Here is a 22,022-nt window from a genome sequence, read left to right as displayed (position 1 = left end):
TGATGACGATGAATGAGTCTTTGGATTTCTCATGGATTATTTTTCTGTAGTATGTAGAACCCTGTTGAGTACAATGTTATTCAGCTTTTCCTTTTTCGCCTTCGGCAATCAGCAACCCAATGTAGTGGTGGTTCTGGTGGACAATGTGCCCGCACAATTAATCGGTGCATACGGTAATCGTCATGTGAAAACACCGAATATCGATCAGCTGGCCGATGAGGGCATGACGTTTGACCGCGCATTTGCAACCAGCGGTGTATGTTCTCCAACACGTGCCACCTTGTTAACCGGTTTATTGCCGTCGCAGACCGGTGTTCACAACGCTTTGCCGTCGGAGGTGGGTGTTGCCGATTGGGCGGCTGTTGGTGAGTTTCGGAGTTTGCCACAAACCTTGGCGGATGCGGGTTATCGTACCGGGTTGGTGGGTAAGTACCATTTGGGTGTGCCGGATCAATCCCAGTTGGGATTTGATTCGTGGGTTACATTCGCCAGTGGTCACACCAGCAGTTTTCACGATGTGGTGGTGATTGATAACGGTAAACACTATCGTACGAAGAAACACATCACGGATTTCTGGACCGACCGTGCGGTGGATTTTATTAAAAAGCAAGATAAGAAACAGCCGTTTTTCCTCTATCTGTCTTACAACGGGCCTTATATGCTGCCGCCGTTGGTGTTGGAGACGGCGAAAAACAGACACGCGGAGTTTTACCGCAAGAATCCAGCTCCAATGCCCCGCGATCCCATACATCCGTTCTTGCAGAATTTTGTTCGCATGGCCGATGCGTCTTCCGATGGTGGCGGTGAATTCTTAAAGGGTTGGCGTGCGGAGGAACAAGGTCACAGCAGCCGTTGGGCGGAGGTGGCCTGGGGAATGGTCAGGTCGCTAAACAACCCAGAGGCAATGGTGCATGCGTTGTCGGAGTTGACGATGGTGGATGATGGTGTCGGTCGGCTGATGGCGACACTTAAGGCTCAGGGGTTGGATAAGAATACTCTGGTGTTGTTTACATCTGATCAGGGGGCGGCGTTGGGTGAGCATGGGCTTTGGGGCAACAGTTCGGCGTCGCTTCCGACAGCGGCCTATGATGAGAATATGCATGTGCCTTTGATTTTGCGTCAGCCTGGTCGTATTGCTGAGGGGGCGCGAGGAAACCAGTTGATTAATCAGTTCGATATTGCACCGACGGTGTTGGATTATGTGGGCATGGCGGATCGGGTGTTTGCGAACACGCCGGGTTTGAGTTTTGTACCTGCCCTGCAGGGGGAAACGGTTGAGGGACACAAAGCGGTGTTCTTCGAGTATATGCGGACGCGGGCGATTCGTACGGATCGTTGGAAGTTGGTGAAGCGGTTTCCGGAGGGGCCGGATGAGTTGTACGATTTGAAGTCCGATCCTCATGAGTATCAGAATCTGGCGGGGCAGGCGCAGGTGGCTGATATTGAGAGGTCTTTGGCTGAGGATTTGAATGTGTTTTTCACAAAGCATGCGAATCCTCGGTTTGATGTTTGGCGCGGTGGGAGCGCCAAGGCGGTAATGGAGTATGGCGGGCGGAATCAATTTTATGAGAGCTATTTTCCGGATTGGGTTGAGCCTTCAGTTCAAGAGGTTACTCAATTTAGGGATTGATACTCACTCGGAGTGGCAATGACTCTTGTGTGTCATAACCGGTCTTAGAAACTCGCAGGATTGGTACTCTGACGGCGTTGTTTATGCGTAGGGCGGATTAGGCGCTTGCGCCGTAATCCGCCGGTTCTGCCGGAGATGTTCGTTGGCTGCGGCCCGGTTTTTAACACCCTTGAATGTGCCTGCAACAGGTGATTTATACACGGCCGCCGCCAATTTAAACCTTCGGCGGATCGGTGGATTACGAAGCGCAAAGCGCTTCTAATCCACCCTACGTCGTGCGGCCGTTGCGGACATTATCGAACGCCCATGGTGCCCTGAACCAGGATTATGAACTTCCGGTTATGGCACACTCCTGACTTAACAGATGCAGGTTTATTGATCGACTGCCTGTTTAAAAAGCAGGCAATCGGCGTATTTCCTACCACAAACTTCTCCGTTGTGGGAGTCTTGAATATCCCTGGTGTATGTCGATAATGGCGGCACAATAATAAAGCAATAATACCTCTCCGCAGTTGTCCCGCGATGTGAATGAAGATTCAGGTCCGGTGCCGTTTTAACGGGCTTGGAGGGTATAGCTTTTTCAATAAAATCAATAGGTTAGTAGGCAGCGGTTGAGTTGTCGCAGTAGTGTTAATGACTCAATTCCAGTCTCAGATTTCTCTTCACGGTTCCCGTCTTGTTCGTTATTTGAGCGATCTGGCGGTATCCGATGTTCAGCCTTCCCATAAGGATTTTGCCCTGCGGCTGGGGCAAATGTTCGACTTTTCGGATTCCATCAAATTGTCCCGGGTTCACGGTGGTTTGAAGCGGTTAAAGTTTGAGCCATTGGATATCACGGCGGACGCTATCAAACGCGAGTTTCTGCAGGTTCGCCAGGCGGCGGTGAAGGCAATTTTAAAGAGTTTTGAGCCGGACGCGGCAGGGGTCAAATACCGTTTTCCTGTCGCTAAGGAACCGCAAGCCGGGAACGAGTCTCAAGGCAGTCCCGGCTTTGAAGTTTATCAGCGCTTTTATTTGGGACATCAGCGGGAGTTGGAGTCGCGGGTGCAGTTTCTGCAGTCGTTTGTTCGCGACGGCGCCATGGGTTTGTCCCCGCGTTTGGCGAAGCTGGTGGAATTGGAGTTGGCGCTGGGCGAGACGGTTGCTCAGCAGGGACGGCGTTTTTTTGGGGTGATCCCGAAGTTGTTGGAGCGACGTTTTCATTTTCTGTGGCTGGAGTATCAGCAGCAACAGCATCAGCAGCCGTTGTTTGAGGGGGAGGATGCCCGGCGCCCCATAACCTGGCTCGAGCAGTTTCGAAGAGAGATGCAGGGTTTGTTGCTGGCGGAACTGGAAGCGCGGTTGCAGCCCGTCCTGGGGCTGGTTGAGGCCATCGATGAAGATGCCGTACAAGATATTAAGAGGTCGAAGCATGACTAGAATGCTCAATTGGATTGCGTTTGTTTTGGGCGCTGCGGCGGTGTTGTGGATGGGCGCGATTTTTGTCGGGGTGGATGCTTTGGCGCTGACGGTGACAGCGGTCATTGGGCTGGCGTATGTGATCGGGGTGGTGGAGCTCTGGCATTTCCGATCTGCGACTGAGAGCCTGTCAAAGGCATTGGACAGTACCGGTGAGAGCGTGGATTCGCTGGAGTCCTGGTTGTCCAGGCTGGAGGCCAGTTTGCGCAATTCGGTGCGTTTGCGGGTGGAAGGGGAGCGCACACCGTTGCCGGCGCCGGTGATGACACCTTATCTGGTTGGACTGTTGGTGATGCTGGGGCTGCTCGGGACCTTTGTTGGCATGGTGGATACGCTGCAAGGGGCCGTGGCTGCTTTGCAGGGGACTTCGGAGCTGGAAGCGATTCGCGCCGGTTTGGCGGCGCCGATTGAGGGGCTGGGGCTGGCGTTTGGTACCTCGGTGGCCGGTGTGTCTGCGTCTGCAATGCTGGGTTTGATGTCGACCTTGTGCCGGCGTGAACGTTTGTTGCAAAGTCGTCGTTTGGACACTCAGTTAACCGGTGCTCTGCGGGGTTTCTCTCTTGTACATCAGCGCCAGGAAACCTATGACGCTATTCGCAGTCAGTCGCAAGCTTTGCCGCAGGTGGCGGATAAGTTAATGAGTCTGGCGGATTCCCTGGATTCGATGAAAACCGCTTTGAACGATCAGTTGTTGGCCAATCAGCAGTCTTTTCATGAGTCGGTGACTTCCAGTTTTGAACAACTGGCGCAATCGGTGAGCGACAGTTTGCAACATGGCGTTGAGCAGCAATCTCAGCAGATGCTGGAGGCCGGCGAACAGATTGCGAACAGCGGGCGACTGGCGGGTGAAAGTTTGCGGCCGGTGCTGGAGCAAGCGATGTCCGACTTGCGGGTAGAGCTGAAGGGTAGCGTTGATCAGTCACATGAGCAGCTTAACCGGGTGGCTCAGGAGCAGCTGCAATCTCAGTCGTCGGCTGTGGCAAAAACCACGGAGACCGTGGAGCAGGTTCTGCGCGATAGTCTTGCCGCTCAGGATGAAAGCCATCAAGCGGTGTTGTCCCGTATGGAGGAATCCTTGCAGGGCTGCGGTGATGAGCTGACCCAGCGCAGCCGTTCCTTGATTGAACAGTTGCAGCAGGTCTCGGATCGTTGGTTGCAGCAACAGCAACAGGGTGATCAGCTGCGGCTTGAACAATTGAGCGAGGCCTTTGGCCAGGCGCAGCAACGCGCCAGTGAAGACCTGGCCAAAACCACAGCGACCATTCACCAACAATTGTCGCAGGCGGCATCCATGCAGACGCAGTCTCTGCAGACAGTCACCGGTGAATTCGAGCAACAGCTTGGTCGCTTTGCCGAGCAGTGGCAGCAACACACCTTGTCGGCAAACCAACAGCAGCAACAATTGTTGGCGGATCTGCGGTCCTGCACGACAGAAATGAGCGCAGCATCGAGCCGGGTTTCCAGTGAGTTGTTGGATAGAATCGGTACTCTGGTGCAGTCGTCTGAACAGTTGGTTCAGGCCCGTATGGATACAGAACGACGTTGGTTGGAGGATCACGGACAGCGAGTGGGTGACATTACTGAGGTTCTCGGCCGTGAATTGAAAACGCTTCGGGAGGACGAACAGAGGCGTGGTGATGCTGCCCTTGAGCGTCTGTCGGCGCTGGAAGGCCGCGTGGCGGAACATCTTGTCAGTTTGGGTAGTGAGTTGCAGGGGCCGATGAGCGAGCTGATTGCAACGGCATCGGAGGCTCCACAGGCGGCTGCCCGGGTTATCGCTCAGCTGCGTGAGGAAATCTCAAACAATATCGAGCGGGATAACAAGCTGCTGCAAGAGCGACGTGATATTTTCGAGCAATTGGAACGCTTGTCTGCCTCTTTGCAGTCCTCTTCCGAGGGGCAGCAGGAGGCCGTGACCCGATTGCTGGAGACTTCCGAATCGATGCTCGGCGAAGCAGGCGGGCGTTTCGCCGAGCGTGTTGATGCAGAAAGCGAGAAGCTCGCCTCGGTTGCCAGTGATGTGAACGATCAGTTCGCAGGCAGTGCAGTGGAGTTGGCGAGTCTTGGTGAAGCCTTTGGTGTGGCTGTCGAACAGTTCAATCAGTCCAATCAAATACTGGCAGAGAGCTTTGCCAGTATTGAAACGGCCCTGCAGCAGTCGGGTGCACGCAGCGATGAGCAGATGGGTTACTACGTGGCCCAGGCGCGGGATATTATCGATCACAGTGTATTGTCCCAGAAGCAAATGTTGGAGGAGCTGCGCCAGTTTGGTCGTCAGGATGAGCTCAATCTGACCGCGGCGGCGGAAGCCTGAGGATTGCTCCATGGATGAATGGGAACAGTCCGACGATACCCCCGTTTGGGCCATCTTCGGGGATTTGATGTCCGGCCTGGTCGGCGTATTTGTGTTGATTCTGGTGTGGGTATTGGGCTTTCAGCTGGAGCTGGCTCAGTCGCTGCAACAGGAAGTGCAAAAACGTGAGCAGGAGGAGCAGCGTCGGGCGCAGTTGGAAGCGGCGCTGGAAGACCCTCTGTCTTCCGGGCGAGTGACGTTGAATGACGGTCGCATCGGCATCAGCGGCAGTGTCTTGTTTGCCTTGAATTCCGATCAGCTGCAGCCTGAAGGTCGGCAGCTGCTGCAGACGCTGGTGGCGCCACTGCAGGTTTACCTGCGTGACAAAGATGAACTGCTGATGGTCAGCGGTTTTACCGATGATCTGCCGATTCAGAAGGGCAATCTTCATTTTGATGATAATTGGGAGCTGTCTGCCCAACGTGCCTTGACGGTGACTCGTGCACTGATCGATGCGGGCATGCCGCGCTCGCTGGTATTCGCCGCGGCATTCGGTGATCAGCAACCGGTGGTACCCAATACCGACAGTGAAAATCGCTCCCGCAACCGCCGGGTGGAAATGGCGCCGGTGCCCAGGGGCAACAACCTCTCCGATGACTCAGCGAAATCCTAGGGTATTGATGCGATGACGGATCTGCGCGAAGCTGAGGTAATTAAAGCAGCAGTGGCCGAAACGGCCACTGCGCTGCCGAGCGGCATCTCAGAACGTCTGCAGCAATTGCGCTCTCAATCGGCGCATAGGTTTGATCCGGTGCGTTGGCGTTATATTGAGGCGTTGGAGCGTCGTGCTCGCGAGCATAAACCAACGGTTGCGGCATTGGTGCTGGGCAAGGCTGGCAGCGCTCTGGATGACTACGAGCATCGCTGGCAGTGCCATCTCAGTGTAAAAAATTCAGATTCGGAAATTTCTGAGCCGCAGACCACAGAGCCGCGCAGTGCGCTTAGGGCACTAACTCTCGAGCTATTACAGGACGACTTGCAGCCGCAACAGACCTGGCAGCAGATGAGCTTTGGTGATCGGCTGCAGCAACAGGAACTGGATTTGCTGCAGAAGGTTGATACTGGCATGAGCGGCGCTTCGGAGCTTAAATCCGTGCGTTTGTTCCGGGAATCTCTGGCACGGGTTAACGCCAGCAACCGCGTGGCGGAATCGGTAGCGAAAGGACCGGAAAATCCCGGCCCTCTCAACGAGCATCAACTGGCGATTCGTTCTCTGCGTACACTGCGAGAACTCTCTCCCCAGTATCTTAACCGCTTTGTCTCCTACATGGATACGCTATTTTGGCTGGAAAAGGCGGGCGCAAAGTTAGACGCGGAAGAAAAGAAGAAATCGCAGCCCGCCAGTCGTCGCAAGAAAAAATAATCCGCGATTATCCAAACTGTTTTTTCAGAGCGCTGAAGGCGCCGTCGATCCGCTCCAGGGCTTCTCGAATATCCCGTTCTTCGTGAGCCGCACACACAAACATATTGTGCCAGGGGTGCAAATAAACGCCACGTCTGGCGGCTTCCGCACAGAAGAAATTGTTCTTCTCCCACATGGGGTCGTCCTCAAATAACACCAGCGGCATCTGTACCGGACCGGTCTGTCGTAAATGGAACCCGTAACTTCCGGCCAGCTCTTCCAGTCCTTGGCGCAGCAGTGAGCCTGCACTGTGCATCTTGTCAATCGCGCCCTCGGTTTCTATGGCCTCAATGGTGGCCAGTGAGGCGGCAAAGGATACCGACGCAAACCAGAAGGAGCCGGTCACGTAAATTTCGCCGGCGCCGGTTCGGAATTTGTCGTTGCCGGTAACCACGGAAAGGCTGTAACCGTTGGCGACGGACTTACTCATGGCGCACAGGTCCGGCAATACACCGATGGTTTCCCAGGTGCTGCCGGTAGTGAAACGAAACGCACAGCGAACGTCGTCCAGAATCAATGCCGCACCCTTTTGATCGCAAAGTGCCCGAGCCGTCTTGGCGAAATTATCGGTAGGCCACTCCTGATCTTCAAACACATCGTGTTTAAAAGGCGACACAATAACAGCTGCCAGGTCATCTCCGGCTTGTTCCACAGCCTGTTTCAGGCTCTCCACGTCGTTGTAGGTATAGGTGATCTGATTGGCTTTTTCACCTTCGGTAACACCCTTGGCGGCGGGCGTACACCAGGGGTTGGCACCGTGATAAGCTCCGGTGGCCAGGACAACCGTGTTACGGCCAGTTTGGGCACGGGCGGTCATTACGCAGATGGTGGTGGCATCGGTTCCGTTTTTGGCAAACATTGTCCAGTCGGCGTGAGCGACTTTGTTGTTAAAGGTTTCCGCCAGCTCCAGCATTAAAGCGGAGGGGCCGGTGGTGCAGTCAGCAATGGCTTGTTGTCGGCGGGCGGCTTCGTCAACTTTGGGGTGATGGTGACCCAGCAGATTGGTGCCGTAGCTGCACATGAAGTCGATGTATTCATTGCCGTCCACATCCCAAAGCCGTCCGCCCTCGGCCCTGGCAAAAAACTGCGGGTGTGCGGGTGACAGTGAGGCGGCATTCATGTGCCCGTAAACACCGTTGGGAAATGCGCTTTGGGCCCGCTGGCGCAGTTCGAGGTCGATTTTCAGTGAATAGGTTGTCGGGGTATTGCTCATTGAGTTTTCTCCGAAAGGTCTTTGCGGAATCTGAAGTTTGCTGCTGGCAGTTGCCAGCTGGTTAGGGCTACTGATTCAGGCGATTACCTGAGGCCAGATCCGGGCGTTTCTTTTGCTGGCCGTATTCGGCAAAGGCCACCATGACGTCGTCGATCTGTTCGCGCGCGAGCAACTCTGGGCCGCCGATGGCCAGGGTACCCCAGTAGGCGTGCGCCAGCTCTTCAACCAACTCTGCCAGCTTGAGCGCGCCTTCGAGTGAAAATCCGGTAGCCAATTGGCCGTGATTGGCGAGCAGGCAGGCGAGGGATGAGGACAGGGCTTCAAGGTTTGCGTCAGACAATTCCTGGCTGCCGAAGGTGGCGTAGGTCGCCAGGGGGATTTCGCTGCTGCCCGAGGCGGCAATCATGTAGTGCAGGGCCGGAATACTCTTGTGGGCACAGGCGAGAATGGTGGCGTAGGGGGAGTGGCAGTGAACCACCGCCTCTAACCCCGGCCGATGGTGATAGACATCGGCGTGCATGCGCCACTCACTGGAGGGTGTCAACTGGTCGTCGCCCATTTGTCCATCCAGGGTCATGGCAACGATGTGTTCAGGTAAGAGTTGGTCCGGAGCAATTCCGGTGGGGGTAATTATCATGCCCGCAGCGGTGCGCATGGAAACATTGCCGGAGGTGCCACTGGTCAGACCCTTGGTTACCAGAGTACGCAGTGTATCCACCAGTTGCTGACGACCGTGTTGGTTGTCATGATCGATAGGTGTCATGCCGGTTGCTCCTGGTGCAAAATTGTCATGCTGCCCGCCTGCATGATTTTCAAGGTGGTTTCGAAATCCACAACACCGGCCCCGGAGCCCATACCACTGGCAACCTGCGCGGCGGTGGCGCTGGCAAAACGGCAGGCGTCCAGTGGCTCAAAGCCATGTGCCAACGCGACATTGAAGCCACCACAGAATGAATCACCGCAACCGCTGGTATCCACGACCTTTACTTCAGAAATCACTGGTATCTGCTCGCGAATGCCCGAGGCGTGCGCCAGGTAGGCACCGTCAGCGCCGCATTTGATGACGCAGTTCTTGACGCCGAGATCGATAAAAAACTGTGCCGCGTCGGCGACATTATCCGTTGCGGCGATTTCCAGTGCTTCGTCGATGGAGGGCATAAAATAGTCCAGATATTTGGCAATGGCCGCGATGGAATCGAGCGTGTGTGGGCCCGGGGCGATCAGGTCGGCCGAGATGGTGGCGCCATTGTTTTTGGCCTCGGCCAGCAGTTCTGCACCGACATCGCCGTCAAGGTTGAACAGCAGGCCCACTCCCCCCCAGTGAATATGGTCCGCGTTGACCAGACGTTGGCGACGGTTATCGTCCAGTTCCAACATTAGAAACGCCCCTGGCATATGCCAGTTGGGGCGATCTCCCTCATTGTTGATAGGCAAAATGGTTGCCGCGGTGGGCATATCATCCCGAACTTGCAGACAGTCGGTTTTGACGTTTTCGTCCTGCAGTTTGGTTCTCAGGAAACGCCCCAGATCGTCATTGCCCACGGCCCCGATCAAGGTGGTTTCCAGCCCCTGTCTGGCGGCGACAACCGCGGGAGCAGCAGCGGTGCCCGCAGGGCAGATCTGAATAGATTCCACCAACTCGGTGCTGTCGCCTTCGGGTATCTGACGGATGGGGTGGCCGACGATGTCGAGGATGGTCACGCCGATACTGACAAACTGTTTTTTCATTGTGTAGCCTCAGGATAAATCAGACGCTTCTATCCTAGAGCCGCGCCAACTTTGCCGATAGCTTCGAAACGGGCACAATTGGTCAATTTCGGGCAAACGGATTAGACTGCTGGAAACGGATAACTAATTTGCTGCTATGGCAATTGATACACGCTGTATTCCTACTTACATGTTTAATGTGGTCGTCAAAGTCTTGCGTGCAGGAGGGCTTGATCCGGAACCTATGATGGAGAGTTCGGGATTGACGCTGGTTGAGCTGAGCCGGCAGGATACCCGTTTGTCCTTTGCGCAGTCACAGTGTCTTATTGGCAATGCATTGGCGCTGACTTCCGATCCTGGATTGGGCTTAAGTGTTGCCAATCAGATGAATTTTACGGACTGGGGCATGTTCGGCTACGCCGTGGCCAGTTGTGCCACGCTGGAGGAGGCTTTGGGAATTGGCTTGCGCTATAGCGGTGCTGCAACGCGTTTGACCGAAAACAGTTTGCAAGTAAGCGATAATTATTTTGCGCTGACCTCCGACACTTTGTATCCCGTTGGGGATCTGTTGCCATTTTTTATAGAAGAAGACCTGGGTGGGGTGATTCATTTACTGCAAACCTATATAGGTGATCCGGTCAGGCCCAGGGAAGTCCATTTCAGTTATCAGGCACCCAGGTACAAAGATCGCTATAGGGCTCACTTTCGTTGTCCTGTTAAGTTTGATCGACCGGTAAATCAAATTGTCTGGGATATCAATGCCATTCATCAGCCTTTGCCGGGTCATAATCCTGTTGCCTCACAGCAGGCGATAAATTTGTGTGAAGAGTTGATTCGGGATCAGAACAGTGAGCATGGCGTGGTTGATAAAGTGCGCAGTCGCTTGTTGCAAACGCCTGGTGAGTTTGCGTCGATCAATACTGTCGCCGAAGAAATGGGGATGAGCGAAAGTACTTTGCGTCGGGCTCTGAAGGCGGAGGGCAGCTCTTTTCAGTCGGTGCTGGACAGTGTCCGGGAAAAAATGGCAAAGCAGTATCTGGCAACTTCTGATTTGTTGCTCGAAGATATTGCTTATTTGGTGGGGTTCAGCGATGTCAGTAACTTCCGACGAGCCTTCAAGAAGTGGACGGGTAAACCGCCGTTGGCGTTTCGAAAAAGGTAAAACGGTTGGGCGGCTATAGGCATTGGTTGCATAGTTTCTTCTGTGCCATAACCGGTCTTAGAAATTCGCAGGATTGGTACTCTGACGGCGTTGTTTATGCGTAGGGCGGATTAGGCGCTTGCGCCGTAATCCGCCGGTTCTGCCGGAGATGTTCGTTGGCTGCGGCCCGGTTTTTAACACCCTTGAATGTGCCTGTAACAGGTGATTTGTACACGGCCGCCGCCAATTTAAACCTTCGGCGGATCGGTGGATTACGAAGCGCAAAGCGCTTCTAATCCACCCTACGTCGTGCGGTCGTTGCGGACATTATCGGATGCCCATGGTGCCCTGAACCAGGATTATGAATTTCCGGTTATGGCACCAAGTGGACGTTCAACTTTCTGCTTCAGCGCGATTGATAGCGAACAAATATTGGCGATGACCAGGCTCGGCCTTCGGTCATTGCCAGGCAGTTATCCGATGGTTCGGTACGTTTGTCACTATAGCAGGGCTGAACACGGATTGGTTCTCCGTTCTCGTCAAACCGGGTGCGAAGGTTGTCGGCGTTGATATGGGGCGCAGGTTCCTGAATTGCCCTTGCGTAATAAGTCACATCCCGTTGCATGGACCCAAATTCAGGGTCGGAAAATTCCACGCTACAGCCGTTTTGGTCGGGTTCGCACTCAAATGTTTTCCAGATATCTTCGATGCGAGAACTTCCATCGCTTAATCGCATCGGTTCACCTTCGTTCATCTGCGGACGAACCCGCACGATTTCGATCCGGGTGATCAATTGGCGTTCGTCGCCCGGGTTATAACACTCGCCTCGACAAAGACTTTCCATACGTTCAGTGGACAAACCATCCATTACATAATCGGGGCATCCCGGTTTTTGTTTAAAGGCTCCAACTGCCGATACCCGGAAGCGCGGCGCTTCGGATTGATGAACGGTAGAGCCCATGGGCACTTCCCCTTGATCGTTATTGAGCAAATCAAACCAGAGCAGGATGCGCTCGCCACTGGTGCCGTAGACCTGCTTGTTTTGCATCGCTTGCCAAACGGAATCACGGTCCCGTCCTGAGCTGTGTACGGCCACCAGACCGCCGGTGTAAAAGAAGGAACTGCTGCGCTCGTGTTCGAACTTCTTGACCGGAGGCAGGCTCATAAAGTCGCCTTCGCGGGGCAGGGTAGAGTATTCCGAACGGGGGTAGGCGAGGTTGCGGGCAAACTCTTCCTGTACTCCGGAGGTTTCTGTCATGCCGTAGCGGTCAAATTCTTTGTAGCCGGTACCGGGGCGGCCAACATGGTTGTCGCTGGAGGCGATAAAGGCGAAGTCAAAACGTTGCGGGTTTTCCGGGTCGTCAAAGTTGGTGACGGAGAGTGCGTACTGGGCGCTGCCACCGGGGCGCAGGTTGAACGCCGGCAGAAAACAGTCGCGGCATTGGCCACTGTCGAGCCAGTCTTCGAAGAGGAGGCCACTGACGGTGTTGTGACCCGCCACGCCGTTGCGGGCGTAGATTTGTCGGGTCAGGTCGGCACGTAGCTCGCATTCGGTGTGATTGGTGCCCTCGGCCAGGCAGCGTTCCAGGATAATATCGCCGGCGCGATGGCAGCTGGGCAGGTAGTCGGCGGTGGGTGCAGGGCAGTGGGTATTACCGATGGAGTCGATCTCCACCGAACGCCAGTCTCGATATTCCTCGGAATTGCCATGGCCGGAGAAGACCTCGATCATAAACTGGTAGTCGCTGCGCTGTTGGCCGTTTTTGAGTTGCTTGTCCCAAGTGGTGCCCGGCGGTGTGTATACCCCCCAGGCGTTGCCGTGAGGAATGACCAGGGTATCGAAATCCCACTGATCGAGTTTGGTAAACAGTTCCTTCGGTGAAGCGGCTCCCTCGCGGCAGTCCGCCGGCAGGGCCCGGACATGCACTCCAGCAGGGCATTCGGGGGTGCCGTAGACGGTATCCGTGAGTTTGTTGAAATCAAAGACCCGCTGGCGGTCAGCGGGGTCGAAGAACGGCATGATCAGACGTTCAGCCGGGCTGGCCGATCGATTCACGATACCCGCACCCTGAGCATAGATGGGGCGGGCAGGGACCTGGTGCTCTTCAATACCTTTGAAAATCACGTTCTTATGGCCGTAGTGATTGTCAGGACGGGTGCCCGCATGGGTCCATTCAAAGCCGAGAAAGGCCACCATGTCGGGATTGGATGGATCGCCCGCGGTGGCGTTGCACTGGCGTATGCTGTCTTTGGTGTCTTGCCAGTGGTCCGGGGTGGAGTGTTCTGCATGATCGGCGATGGAGAAGAAATCCAGGGCAGAGCAGTAACGGGCAAAGTCGCAGGCGTCTGCCGGTGGATGGGCGCCCTCGCCACCCATCATGCTCAGGCTGTACTGAAAAGCATCGATGGAGTAGGTGGTGTGTGCATGCAGATCACCGAACAGAATCTGGTTGCCGTCTTGCTGCCGGGCCGGGGACACTTTTTGCTGTGCGAGTTGACCTTGTTGGGTGACCTGCTCCGGGCGTGGCGTCGGGTTGACGCTGCCGGCACTTTCCAGCTTGCCAAAGGCGCCCTGGTAGGCCAGGGCCAGGTAGAGACTCGAACCCAGAGCAAGCGCGGCGGTGGTCATAAACAGTGGTTTTTTCAGCATGGTGGGGTCCGAAATAATGGTCATTTTGTTCCTGGGAACAGTGTCACCCGGATGCAGCCGATGATGCGTCCGTGCCGATGGATACGGACTTTGTCAGTCAGGTCGGAAACAACGGAGACCAGACGGGGCAAGGGCCAAGGTATCCAGACCCATCCGTTCGGACGCATTGCTCCATGCCGATAGGGTTAGATGGAGCTTGATACATGCGCATACGAAACCGGAGTTTTTCTATGGGGTTGGGCACCTGGAGCACGAACAAGACCGTCGGCGTGGCACTGGCCGCGATGATCACCGTATTGGGAATTTATGTGTTGGGAGTTGGCCAGAATTGGTATGGTCGAGCAATGGATCCCGGAACTCCTGTAGCTGCCAACGGGGGCAAGCACGCGGCGGTTGGCAATCGTCGGGTCCAGCAGCAAAGTGCAGCGGCAGAGCTGGGTGCGGATTCTGACAAGCAAATCCTGTTTGGGGATCTGCATGTGCATACCTCGTTTTCCATCGATGCCTATCTCAACACCCTACCGCTAATGCAGGGTGAAGGTGTTCATCCCCCGGCGGATGCCTGCGATTTTGCCCGCTACTGCTCTGCCCTGGATTTTTGGTCCATTAATGATCACGCGGAGAGCCTCAATCCACGCCGCTGGCTGGAGACCAAGGAAACCATCCGCCAGTGCAATGCCGGAGCCGGCGATCCCGCCAACCCGGACACGGTCGCCTTTTTAGGTTGGGAGTGGACACAGACGGGTACCGAGGCTTCGAATCATTTTGGTCACAAGAACGTGATTTTTGTGGATACCGATGACGACAAGGTGCCTGAGAGACCCATTGCGGCCATGGGGCCGGCGCTGCAGACCATTCAGACGGCGTCCACCGGGGCCAAGAAATACCTGCTGCCGGCGCTGGATCCGGGCAACCGTCAACAATACTACGACTTTGAAAACTTTCTGCGGGAGACCAAAACGGAATTCTGCCCGGAAGGCACGGACACCCGCGATCTTCCCAGTGACTGTATCGAATACGCCAGCACCCCGGCAGAGCTGTTTGCCAAGCTCAAGCAGTGGGGCTTCCCGACCATGGTTATCCCTCACGGCAATGCGGTGGGCCACCATACCCCCCAGGGTTCCAGCTGGATGAATCAGTTGACTTCCGGCAATCACGACCCGGCGCTGCAGGGTATGATCGAGGTGTATTCCGGCCATGGCAATTCCGAAGAATATCGGCCTTTTAAGGACTATGCCCTGGACGAACTGGGCAATGCCTACTGCCCGGAGCCCTCAGACAACTATACGGCCATGTGCTGGCAGGCAGGCAACATCATTGAACAGCGCTGTCTGGCTGAAGGTACCGAGGCGCAGCAATGTGCCGACCGTGCAGATCTTGCCCGACTGTATTCGGCGCGAGCCGGCCACAAGGAGTTCGCGGTGGTGGGCGGCTCAGAAGTTGAGGAGTGGCTTGACGCCGGCCAGTGTAACGATTGTTTTCAACCCGTCAGTGGCCTGAGACCGAACACCAGTGTGCAGGCAGCCTTGGCCGTACGAAATTTTGAGGCGGGGGAGGGCGAGAGCGAACGTTTTAAGTTTGCGCTGATGGCCTCCAGTGACAACCACGTTGCCCGTGCCGGCACCGGTTTTAAGGAGGTAGGACGTCATAATGCGGCGGATATTTCCGGGCCCAAGGCTCAGTGGCTGTCGCGAATTATGAACGGCAGAGGCCAACCCCTGACCAGTCCTGTGGCTTTCGATGGGCACAGCGGTGACGCCAGTGTGCGTTTTACTGAGCGTTCAAGATCGTTTGTCTACACCGGTGGACTGATAGCCACTCACGCCAGCGGCCGTGATCGCCATTCCATCTGGGACGCGCTGCAACGCAAGGAGATTTACGGTACCAGCGGCCCCCGCATGCTGCTCTGGTTTGATCTATTGAATGGCAACAATGGAGAACAACCAATGGGTTCCGAACTGGAAATGGCAGAGACTCCCCGTTTTCGGGTTCGGGCTCTGGGGGCCTTTAAGCAGCAGCCGGGGTGCCCGGATTACGCGGTCTCTGGTCTGACTGCGGAAAGGTTGGAGCAAGTGTGCTATGGCGAGTGTTATAACCCGGATGATGAACGCCACCGTATTTCACGTATCGAGGTGGTGAAGATCACCCCCCAGGTTGAGCCCGAGGAGGACCTGGGAGAGCTGATCCTGGATACCTGGAAAAGCTTTGCTTGTGATGACCGGGGTCAAGGTTGTGTGGTCGAGTTTGAGGACGAAGACTTTTCGGCCATGAGCCGTGACAGTCTCTATTATGTTCGCGCCATTCAGGAGCCGACACCAACCATCAATGGGGCGAATCTGCGCTGCGAATATGATGAGCATGGTCAGTGCATTAAGGTGAATCCCTGCCACATCGATGAGCGTACGGACTACAGTGACGATTGTCTGGCCCCTTCAGAGCATCGGGCCTGGTCGTCACCGATTTTTGTCGACTACGCGAGGCGCTAAGGCAAAACCCACGTCATTGTTGTTCAACGCTTTTCTTGAACTGGGTTGGCGTCATTTGGGTGGCTTTCTTAAAGGCATCGTAGAATGAGGATTTGGACTTAAAACCCACTTCCACCGCCAACTCCACGATCGGCATATTGCGGGTTTCCGGGGTACTTAACAGAGTCTTGGCCAGCTGAATACGGTAGTTGTTCACAAAGCTGAAGAAGTTCTGATTCATTTGTCCGTTAAGTACTTGGGACACCTGATGCGGGGTCAGCCCCGTTTTCTGGGCGAGCTCCGGCAGCGTCAGTTCGCAATCCAGATACAATTCCTCTTCCTGCATTTTTTGCATCAATAGGATCTTGTAGCGTTCGGCATCTTCAATACTGAGGCCACTGCGTTCGTATTTGTTGGGTTTCTCTTCTTCGGTACGGTGTTCAGCCACTGATGGCGTACTTTCCTTTACCGGTTCAGGTAGGTCGTGTATTTCGACCTCTGTCGCCGGGGCGGGAGCAGGATCGGAACTGGGATTTGGTAAATCTGACTGCGTGTTGGGGTCGCTGTCCAGGGCCGCGTTAACACCGGTAATGAGATTGGGTTGAAATATGGCTGCCACGCCAGCGATATAGATCAAGACAACCAAAAACAAATAGGGAATATTGGGGATCAGCGCGTTGACATCAAAGTGACCGACGATAATCAGTTGGGAACGGTTAAAGGTCAGAAAAACCAGCAGGAAAAACAGGCAAGTCAGCGCCAGTGCACGTAACCAACGGAGATTCATGTGTTCCAGGGATGAAAAATGTCGCTGCATTCTCTGATTGTGCTGTCGGATCTGCCTCAGAACCAAAGCGCAGTAGGTGCCAAAATGCAGGGCAAACAAGCTGCCCTGCAGATGATAGTCGATCCAGAGGCGCCAGACCGCAGGTACAGTACTGGCAACCTGCTGCTCCAGCGCGGTGTCGGTGTGTTGACTCCAGATGTAGGAAAGGATGGCACTCTGTTCCTCCTGGCTGTAGAGCACAAAATTGGCGGAGTTTGCCAATAAAAACAAAGAGGGAACAAAGTGCAGAGCCTGTCGCCAATGCACAGAGCGGTTTGTCAGGCTATAGGCATAGAGGAAAAGCAGTGGCCCCCAAAGAAAATCCAGGGGTGGAATCAAGAGCCCCGTCGAGGGATGATCAAAGAAATAGCCGACCCGGACCAGCCAGTTTTGCAACAGGCTCAGTGCGATGGCAACCACCAGTCCCGACATAAATAGATTGGCCAGGCGATGGCCACTGCGGGCGAAGAGTAACACCCCGGCAAGGATCAGGCCCTGCAGCAGGCCGAAACCAAAGAGAAATCCAACAAAATCCATAGAACAGCTGCGCCCAAAATTTCTCAAATAGTACCAATGGATGTCGTCAAAGAACACCGCGGAAGTTCATTTATTGATGGCGTTATGTGCTGTCGGTTGGCAGTGTCTTCTTGTATTGGGTAGGGGTCATCCGGGCAAACTTTTTGAAAGCGTTATAGAACGAAGATTTGGATTTGAACCCCACCTCCATCGCCAAATCCACTATGGGCATCTGGCGCGTTTTGGGATTCGCCATCATTTGTTTCGCCAGCTCGATCCGATATTCGCTGACAAACGTAAAAAAGCTCTGGTTCAAGCGCTCATTGATGACTTGCGAAACCTGATGGGGGGTCAGATCAACCGCCTGGGCCAGATCCGGCAGGGTTAAATCACAGTCCAGATAATAGCGCTCGGACTCCATTTTAGAGATCAGTCGCTGCTTGTAGGCTTCCGCGTCTTCGTCACTCAGGCCGGAGCGGGCGTATTTTGTGGTGGTTGACGGTTGAACCTGCTCGGTGGCTACTGCGGCCGGTTCAGTTTGAGGGGGGGCATTACGCGTCTGCGCAGCGGCGGCTACCGGTGCTAATCCCCTGATCAGGTTGGACTGGAAGGTGGCGGCAATACCAATGATATAAACCAACACCACCAGGAACAGAAAGGGCACGCTGGGAGCCAGGGCGTCTGCATTGAAGTACCCGGCTCTTAACACGGTGGTCCGATTGAAGAGCATATAAACAGCGACAAATACCAGACAGGCCAGGGTAAGGGTATGTAACCAGCGCAGGTTCATTTCTTCCACGGAGGAGTAGTGCTGCACCAGCCGGGCATTGTGGTTGCGAATCTGCCTCAACACGATCAGGCAGTAGCCGGCAAAGTGCAGGGCAAACAAATTGCCTTGAACGTGCCAGTCCGTCCACAGCTGCCAAAAGCGCGGCACGGTTGCCTGAAACCGGGTGATTAATTCGATGTCGTCCCGCGGGCTCCAAAAATACTGAAGGAAAGATCGCTGAACGTCTTCACTCTCCTGCCAGAAGCTCACCGTGGTTATCAGCGTTAACAGAAGGGCGGGTAAGAAATGCAGCATCTGCCGTGAGTGGATCGAATGGCCGGTCATGCTGTGGACATAGAAAAACAGCAATGGCCCCCAGCTAAATATAAGCGAAGGCAGTAAGGTCCAGGCGGTCGGGTGGCGGAGAAAGTAGCCGCTGCGAATGAGCCAGCTGTGGATAAGGAACGTGCCTATAGCAATGACCAATGCCGCCATAAAGCGATTGGCCACCGGATGTCCACTGGGGGTCAGGCACAGTACCGTAGCCAACACCAGCCCCTGAAGAATACCAAACCCGTAAAGCAGACCTATCCAATCCATCAAGCTGTTACGTCTCTCATTATAAAAAGGGCGTCAATTCTTATAACAAACTGATTCGGCTGTTGCCAGTCTTATAGTCACTTAGCGCCGGCAGTTGTCGCCGCTGTATCCGGATACTATCAATAAGTTGTTGTCTTATATCAGGTTTTTATCAGATTAGAGTCCGCAGGGATCGGCGCAGAGCTTGGCGCCCGGTTTTGGGTGCATGACGGTGGGGGTGGACGCATCGTCGGGGAGGAGTGGGTAGATTGTTTATTCGATACCCAACTGCAGGAGTTCGTTTACCATGAAGTTCCACCCTATCAGCTGCATGACCAAATTGGCGGCCTCGCTGGTTATATTTTTCGGTCTCTGTTTTTCCACTGTGGGGGCGCTGGCCGGAGACGAGATTAATCTCAACACCGCCTCTTCCTTCAAATTGATGAAGATTGATTATGTTTCCCGGTCTCTGGCGCGGGCGATTGTCAACCACCGGGATACCCATGGTCCCTTTAAACATCCCAGGGATTTGCTCAAGGTCAGGGGGTTAACGCCTGAGTTGTTCAAGCGCATCAATCCTGAGAGGGACGCGCAAGGCAATCTGGTCTCTCGTTCACTGGCGCGAAGCGATGGCAATAACAGCATGGCCATTCCCAACTACTGATACCCATGGATATTTTCAATTGAGGTTTTGAGATGCCAATACGCATTCAACTGCTGTTTGTGGCGATGGGATTGGTTTTGTGTGGAGCCAGCTGGGCGCAGCGGGATTTCTCCGATTCCGACATTACCAAGGTGGTGATGCTCGGGACCGGTACACCCAACCCATCTCCGTTTCAATCCGGTTGTTCCATTGCCATCGTTGTTAAGGATACTCCCTATATTGTTGATTTCGGTCCCGGTCTGATCCGTCAGGCAGCCCGCTTTTCACCCCGCTATGGGGGGGATATTCCGGGTTTGCAAGTGAGAAAGATCAAGCGCGCGTTTCTGACGCATCTGCATTCCGATCATACCACCGGTTACCCGGATCTGATTCTGACGCCCTGGGTGATGAGTCGGGATGCTCCGTTAGAGGTCTATGGCCCCGAAGGCTTAACTGCGATGACCAACAATATTCTGGAGGCTTACCAGGAGGATATTCGGTATCGCCTTTATGGGGCGGAGCCTGCCAATAATCAAGGCTGGAGGGTGAACAGTCATGAAATTCGGGAAGAGGGTGTGATCTACAAAGATGACAATGTGGTGGTGGAAGCCTTTCCCGTTCCCCATGGTCACTGGCCCAATGCCTGGGGTTACCGTTTTACTACGCCGGACAAGGTGATCGTAATTTCAGGCGATACGGCGCCTTCCGAAAAGCTGATGGAGTATGCGAGCGGAGCTGACATGCTGATTCACGAAGTTTACTACCGCAAAACTTACAAGCAAAAGAGTGAGTTCTGGCAGCAGTATCACGCGGAGAATCACACCTCCACATTCGAGCTGGCGGAAATTGCCAACGAGGCGGAACCGAAGTTGCTGGTGCTTTACCACCTGTTGTTGTGGGGTGGATCCCGGGAGGGATTGCTTGAGGAGATCAAATCCAAGTATTCCGGCGAGGTGATTGCTGCGCAAGATCTCGATGTTTTCTAACGCACATGTTTAACCATTCAATGAGAGATGATGATGAAGACAAAACTCAAACTGGCTCTGGCTGGAATGGCCTTGATACCGTCACTGGTATCTTCTTTTCCCTCGGTATATCCGACGGGAACACTGATCTATAAACCGGAAAAGGCGTGGGGAGGGTATAACCTGATTGGCCCCAGTTGGTGGGGAGATGCCAGCACCTATATGGTGGATATGAACGGCAAGGTGGTGAAGGAGTGGAAGGGTTTGTTGGGGCACTCCGCCAAGATTTTGCCTGGCGGGCATATCAGCGGCCAGTTCGGCACCATCAAGAAGGCGACGGCCCATGTGCTGGATTGGGATGGCAATGTGATCTGGAAGTATGACGGCGCTTATAACAGTCATGATATTAACCGTGAGGGTAACCCCGTTGGCTATTATACGCCGGCGCCGAATATGGAGCCCAAGGTCAAGGGCGGAAGAACGTTGCTGAATGCGCAGTTTCGCGGCACCAAGGGGCAGAAGGTTCGACCTGAGGTGATGGAGGGTGGTCCGGTTGAGGGCAATTTTTTGCTGGAGGTGGACTGGGAAGGCAATATTCTCTGGGAATGGGATATTAACGATCATATTGATCAGTTGGGTTTGGATGAGGTGGCGCGGGAGGCGTTGCACGGTGCTCATCGGTTTATGTCGCACAATGGCGGGGCTGCGGTAGCCGCCGGTAAGAGTGCGGTGGATTGGGCGCATATTAATGCGGTTTCCTGGGTGGGACCGAACAAGTGGTATGACGAGGGGGATGAGCGTTTTCATCCGGATAATATTTTGTGGACGTCACGCAACACCAGCATTATTGCTATCACGAGTCGCAAGACGGGTGAGATTGTGTGGAAGATGGGGCCGGATTATGACAGTGATCCGCGTACCCGTAGAATGGGGCCGATTATTGGTTCTCATGGGGCGCATATTATTCCAGTGGGTTTGCCCGGGGCGGGTAATTTGTTGGTGTTTGACAATGGTGGTTGGTCTGGTGTCGGTGATGCGGTTCCTGGTGCGCCTCATGGCTTGGGGACGATGCGGCGTCATTATTCCCGTGTGCTGGAGGTGAATCCGGTGACGCTGGAGGTGGTGTGGGAGTATTCGGCGGAGAAGGCGAATCATGGCTCTGTACGAAATCCGCATCAGTTTTTTTCACCGTTTCAGAGTAATGCGCAGCGCTTGCCGAATGGGAATACGTTGATTACTGAGGCGGCTTATGGACGGATGTTCGAGGTGACCGAGGATTTGGAGATTGTGTGGGAGTTTGTGGAGTCCAAGTGGCGCAATCCGGGTGGGGATAATCCGGTGTTTCGTGGTTACCGGGTGCCTTATGATTGGGTGCCGCAGTTGCAGCGGCCTGAGGAGGTGGCGGTGACGCCGCCGGAGATGAAGGATTTTCGGTTTGAGGGTCGTGGGGAGAAGGTGGCACGACCGGTGGTTTTGAAGTAGTCGCTTGAGTTTCGGAGTTTGTATTGGGGCAATTAGTGAGAGCTGATTGCCCTTTTTTTGTGGCGCCCACGGTGCCGGGATTGGATAGGCAGCAAAGTGCCATAACCGGTCTTAGAAACTCGCAGGATTGGTACTCTGACGGCGTTGTTTATGCGTAGGGCGGATTAGGCGCTTGCGCCGTAATCCGCCGGTTCTGCCGGAGATGTTCGTTGGCTTCGGCCCG

16 protein-coding genes are annotated in these 22,022 nt (G+C 54.7%); 10 read left to right on the top strand and 6 right to left on the bottom strand.

Features of this window, described 5'->3' with window-relative positions; all coding sequences use genetic code 11:
• The first annotated feature begins 73 nt into the window (after nucleotides 1–73).
• From HBA55_RS25490 to HBA55_RS25470, 5 genes are all read left to right on the top strand, one after another.
• Nucleotides 74–1,630 (top strand): sulfatase-like hydrolase/transferase, encoded by a 1,557-nt coding sequence (locus tag HBA55_RS25490; RefSeq protein WP_240946300.1) that lies wholly within the window; start codon nucleotides 74–76, stop codon nucleotides 1,628–1,630.
• Nucleotides 1,631–2,263: 633 nt separating this feature from the next.
• Nucleotides 2,264–3,049, top strand: a complete 786-nt coding sequence (locus tag HBA55_RS25485) for a DUF3348 family protein (RefSeq protein ID WP_166997280.1) — start codon at nucleotides 2,264–2,266, stop codon at nucleotides 3,047–3,049.
• Nucleotides 3,042–5,402 carry a coiled-coil domain-containing protein gene (locus tag HBA55_RS25480; RefSeq protein WP_166997278.1) on the top strand — a complete coding sequence of 787 codons (2,361 nt, stop codon included), beginning with the start codon at nucleotides 3,042–3,044 and terminating at the stop codon, nucleotides 5,400–5,402. The genes HBA55_RS25485 and HBA55_RS25480 overlap by 8 nt, the downstream gene beginning before the upstream one ends.
• A gap of 10 nt (nucleotides 5,403–5,412) precedes the next feature.
• Nucleotides 5,413–6,054: an OmpA family protein gene (locus HBA55_RS25475; protein ID WP_166997276.1), complete on the top strand. Its 642-nt coding sequence runs from the start codon at nucleotides 5,413–5,415 to the stop codon at nucleotides 6,052–6,054.
• A gap of 12 nt (nucleotides 6,055–6,066) precedes the next feature.
• Entirely contained in the window at nucleotides 6,067–6,804 is a 738-nt protein-coding gene (locus HBA55_RS25470) for a DUF2894 domain-containing protein (RefSeq protein ID WP_166997274.1), read from the top strand.
• 7 nt (nucleotides 6,805–6,811) lie between these two features.
• Here the strand turns inward: HBA55_RS25470 and HBA55_RS25465 are convergent, their stop codons facing one another.
• The 3 genes from HBA55_RS25465 to HBA55_RS25455 form a co-directional block, all read right to left on the bottom strand.
• On the bottom strand, nucleotides 6,812–8,056 hold the full coding sequence (locus HBA55_RS25465; protein ID WP_166997272.1) for an aminotransferase class III-fold pyridoxal phosphate-dependent enzyme: 1,245 nt from the start codon (nucleotides 8,054–8,056) through the stop codon (nucleotides 6,812–6,814).
• Between the two features lie 67 nt (nucleotides 8,057–8,123).
• On the bottom strand, nucleotides 8,124–8,819 hold the full coding sequence (locus HBA55_RS25460; RefSeq protein ID WP_166997270.1) for a class II aldolase/adducin family protein: 696 nt from the start codon (nucleotides 8,817–8,819) through the stop codon (nucleotides 8,124–8,126).
• A complete protein-coding gene (locus HBA55_RS25455; protein WP_166997268.1) occupies nucleotides 8,816–9,784 on the bottom strand; it encodes a carbohydrate kinase family protein in 969 nt (322 codons plus the stop codon). The genes HBA55_RS25460 and HBA55_RS25455 overlap by 4 nt, the downstream gene beginning before the upstream one ends.
• Nucleotides 9,785–9,920: 136 nt before the next feature.
• On the opposite strand from HBA55_RS25455, the gene HBA55_RS25450 reads away from it, so the two are divergent.
• Nucleotides 9,921–10,925 carry an AraC family transcriptional regulator gene (locus HBA55_RS25450; protein ID WP_166997266.1) on the top strand — a complete coding sequence of 335 codons (1,005 nt, stop codon included), beginning with the start codon at nucleotides 9,921–9,923 and terminating at the stop codon, nucleotides 10,923–10,925.
• A gap of 385 nt (nucleotides 10,926–11,310) precedes the next feature.
• Here HBA55_RS25450 and HBA55_RS25445 read toward each other — a convergent pair whose 3' ends face one another.
• A complete protein-coding gene (locus tag HBA55_RS25445) occupies nucleotides 11,311–13,578 on the bottom strand; it encodes a DUF3604 domain-containing protein (protein WP_166997264.1) in 2,268 nt (755 codons plus the stop codon).
• Between the two features lie 179 nt (nucleotides 13,579–13,757).
• Between HBA55_RS25445 and HBA55_RS25440 the strand changes: the two genes are divergently transcribed.
• The gene (locus tag HBA55_RS25440) at nucleotides 13,758–16,040 is read left to right on the top strand and encodes a DUF3604 domain-containing protein (RefSeq protein WP_166997262.1); all 2,283 of its coding nucleotides are present in this window, start codon (nucleotides 13,758–13,760) and stop codon (nucleotides 16,038–16,040) included.
• A gap of 13 nt (nucleotides 16,041–16,053) precedes the next feature.
• On the opposite strand, the gene HBA55_RS25435 is transcribed toward HBA55_RS25440, so the two are convergent.
• Both HBA55_RS25435 and HBA55_RS25430 read right to left on the bottom strand, forming a co-directional pair.
• Entirely contained in the window at nucleotides 16,054–17,382 is a 1,329-nt protein-coding gene (locus HBA55_RS25435) for a helix-turn-helix domain-containing protein (protein WP_166997260.1), read from the bottom strand.
• 82 nt (nucleotides 17,383–17,464) lie between these two features.
• The gene (locus HBA55_RS25430; RefSeq protein WP_166997258.1) at nucleotides 17,465–18,730 is read right to left on the bottom strand and encodes a helix-turn-helix domain-containing protein; all 1,266 of its coding nucleotides are present in this window, start codon (nucleotides 18,728–18,730) and stop codon (nucleotides 17,465–17,467) included.
• A 286-nt stretch (nucleotides 18,731–19,016) separates the two neighbouring features.
• Here HBA55_RS25430 and HBA55_RS25425 point away from each other — a divergent pair, with 286 nt between their 5' ends.
• Genes HBA55_RS25425 through HBA55_RS25415 form a run of 3 tightly spaced genes read left to right on the top strand, consistent with a single transcriptional unit; the run spans nucleotide 19,017 to nucleotide 21,799 of the window.
• Complete coding sequence (locus HBA55_RS25425) at nucleotides 19,017–19,373, top strand: helix-hairpin-helix domain-containing protein (protein ID WP_166997256.1); 357 nt, start codon at nucleotides 19,017–19,019, stop codon at nucleotides 19,371–19,373.
• Between the two features lie 32 nt (nucleotides 19,374–19,405).
• The gene (locus HBA55_RS25420) at nucleotides 19,406–20,338 is read left to right on the top strand and encodes an MBL fold metallo-hydrolase (RefSeq protein ID WP_166997254.1); all 933 of its coding nucleotides are present in this window, start codon (nucleotides 19,406–19,408) and stop codon (nucleotides 20,336–20,338) included.
• 33 nt (nucleotides 20,339–20,371) lie between these two features.
• Nucleotides 20,372–21,799: an aryl-sulfate sulfotransferase gene (locus tag HBA55_RS25415; RefSeq protein ID WP_166997252.1), complete on the top strand. Its 1,428-nt coding sequence runs from the start codon at nucleotides 20,372–20,374 to the stop codon at nucleotides 21,797–21,799.
• Nucleotides 21,800–22,022: the final 223 nt, after the last annotated feature.

Origin of the sequence: Pseudomaricurvus alkylphenolicus, from assembly GCF_011683955.1 — a bacterium.
Lineage (GTDB): Bacteria > Pseudomonadota > Gammaproteobacteria > Pseudomonadales > Cellvibrionaceae > Pseudomaricurvus > Pseudomaricurvus alkylphenolicus.
Note: the sequence above shows the minus strand (reverse complement) of the source record. Positions and strands in the feature narration are given on the sequence as shown.

Coding starts and splice junctions, on each gene's coding strand:
- HBA55_RS25450 (WP_166997266.1), top strand. CDS start 9,921: ATGGCAATTGATACACGCTGTATTCCTACTTACATGTTTAATGTGGTC.
- HBA55_RS25470 (WP_166997274.1), top strand. CDS start 6,067: ATGACGGATCTGCGCGAAGCTGAGGTAATTAAAGCAGCAGTGGCCGAA.
- HBA55_RS25490 (WP_240946300.1), top strand. CDS start 74: ATGTTATTCAGCTTTTCCTTTTTCGCCTTCGGCAATCAGCAACCCAAT.
- HBA55_RS25485 (WP_166997280.1), top strand. CDS start 2,264: ATGACTCAATTCCAGTCTCAGATTTCTCTTCACGGTTCCCGTCTTGTT.
- HBA55_RS25460 (WP_166997270.1), bottom strand. CDS start 8,819: ATGACACCTATCGATCATGACAACCAACACGGTCGTCAGCAACTGGTG.
- HBA55_RS25440 (WP_166997262.1), top strand. CDS start 13,758: ATGCGCATACGAAACCGGAGTTTTTCTATGGGGTTGGGCACCTGGAGC.
- HBA55_RS25480 (WP_166997278.1), top strand. CDS start 3,042: ATGACTAGAATGCTCAATTGGATTGCGTTTGTTTTGGGCGCTGCGGCG.
- HBA55_RS25415 (WP_166997252.1), top strand. CDS start 20,372: ATGAAGACAAAACTCAAACTGGCTCTGGCTGGAATGGCCTTGATACCG.
- HBA55_RS25475 (WP_166997276.1), top strand. CDS start 5,413: ATGGATGAATGGGAACAGTCCGACGATACCCCCGTTTGGGCCATCTTC.
- HBA55_RS25420 (WP_166997254.1), top strand. CDS start 19,406: ATGCCAATACGCATTCAACTGCTGTTTGTGGCGATGGGATTGGTTTTG.
- HBA55_RS25455 (WP_166997268.1), bottom strand. CDS start 9,784: ATGAAAAAACAGTTTGTCAGTATCGGCGTGACCATCCTCGACATCGTC.
- HBA55_RS25425 (WP_166997256.1), top strand. CDS start 19,017: ATGAAGTTCCACCCTATCAGCTGCATGACCAAATTGGCGGCCTCGCTG.
- HBA55_RS25445 (WP_166997264.1), bottom strand. CDS start 13,578: ATGACCATTATTTCGGACCCCACCATGCTGAAAAAACCACTGTTTATG.
- HBA55_RS25465 (WP_166997272.1), bottom strand. CDS start 8,056: ATGAGCAATACCCCGACAACCTATTCACTGAAAATCGACCTCGAACTG.
- HBA55_RS25430 (WP_166997258.1), bottom strand. CDS start 18,730: ATGGATTGGATAGGTCTGCTTTACGGGTTTGGTATTCTTCAGGGGCTG.
- HBA55_RS25435 (WP_166997260.1), bottom strand. CDS start 17,382: ATGGATTTTGTTGGATTTCTCTTTGGTTTCGGCCTGCTGCAGGGCCTG.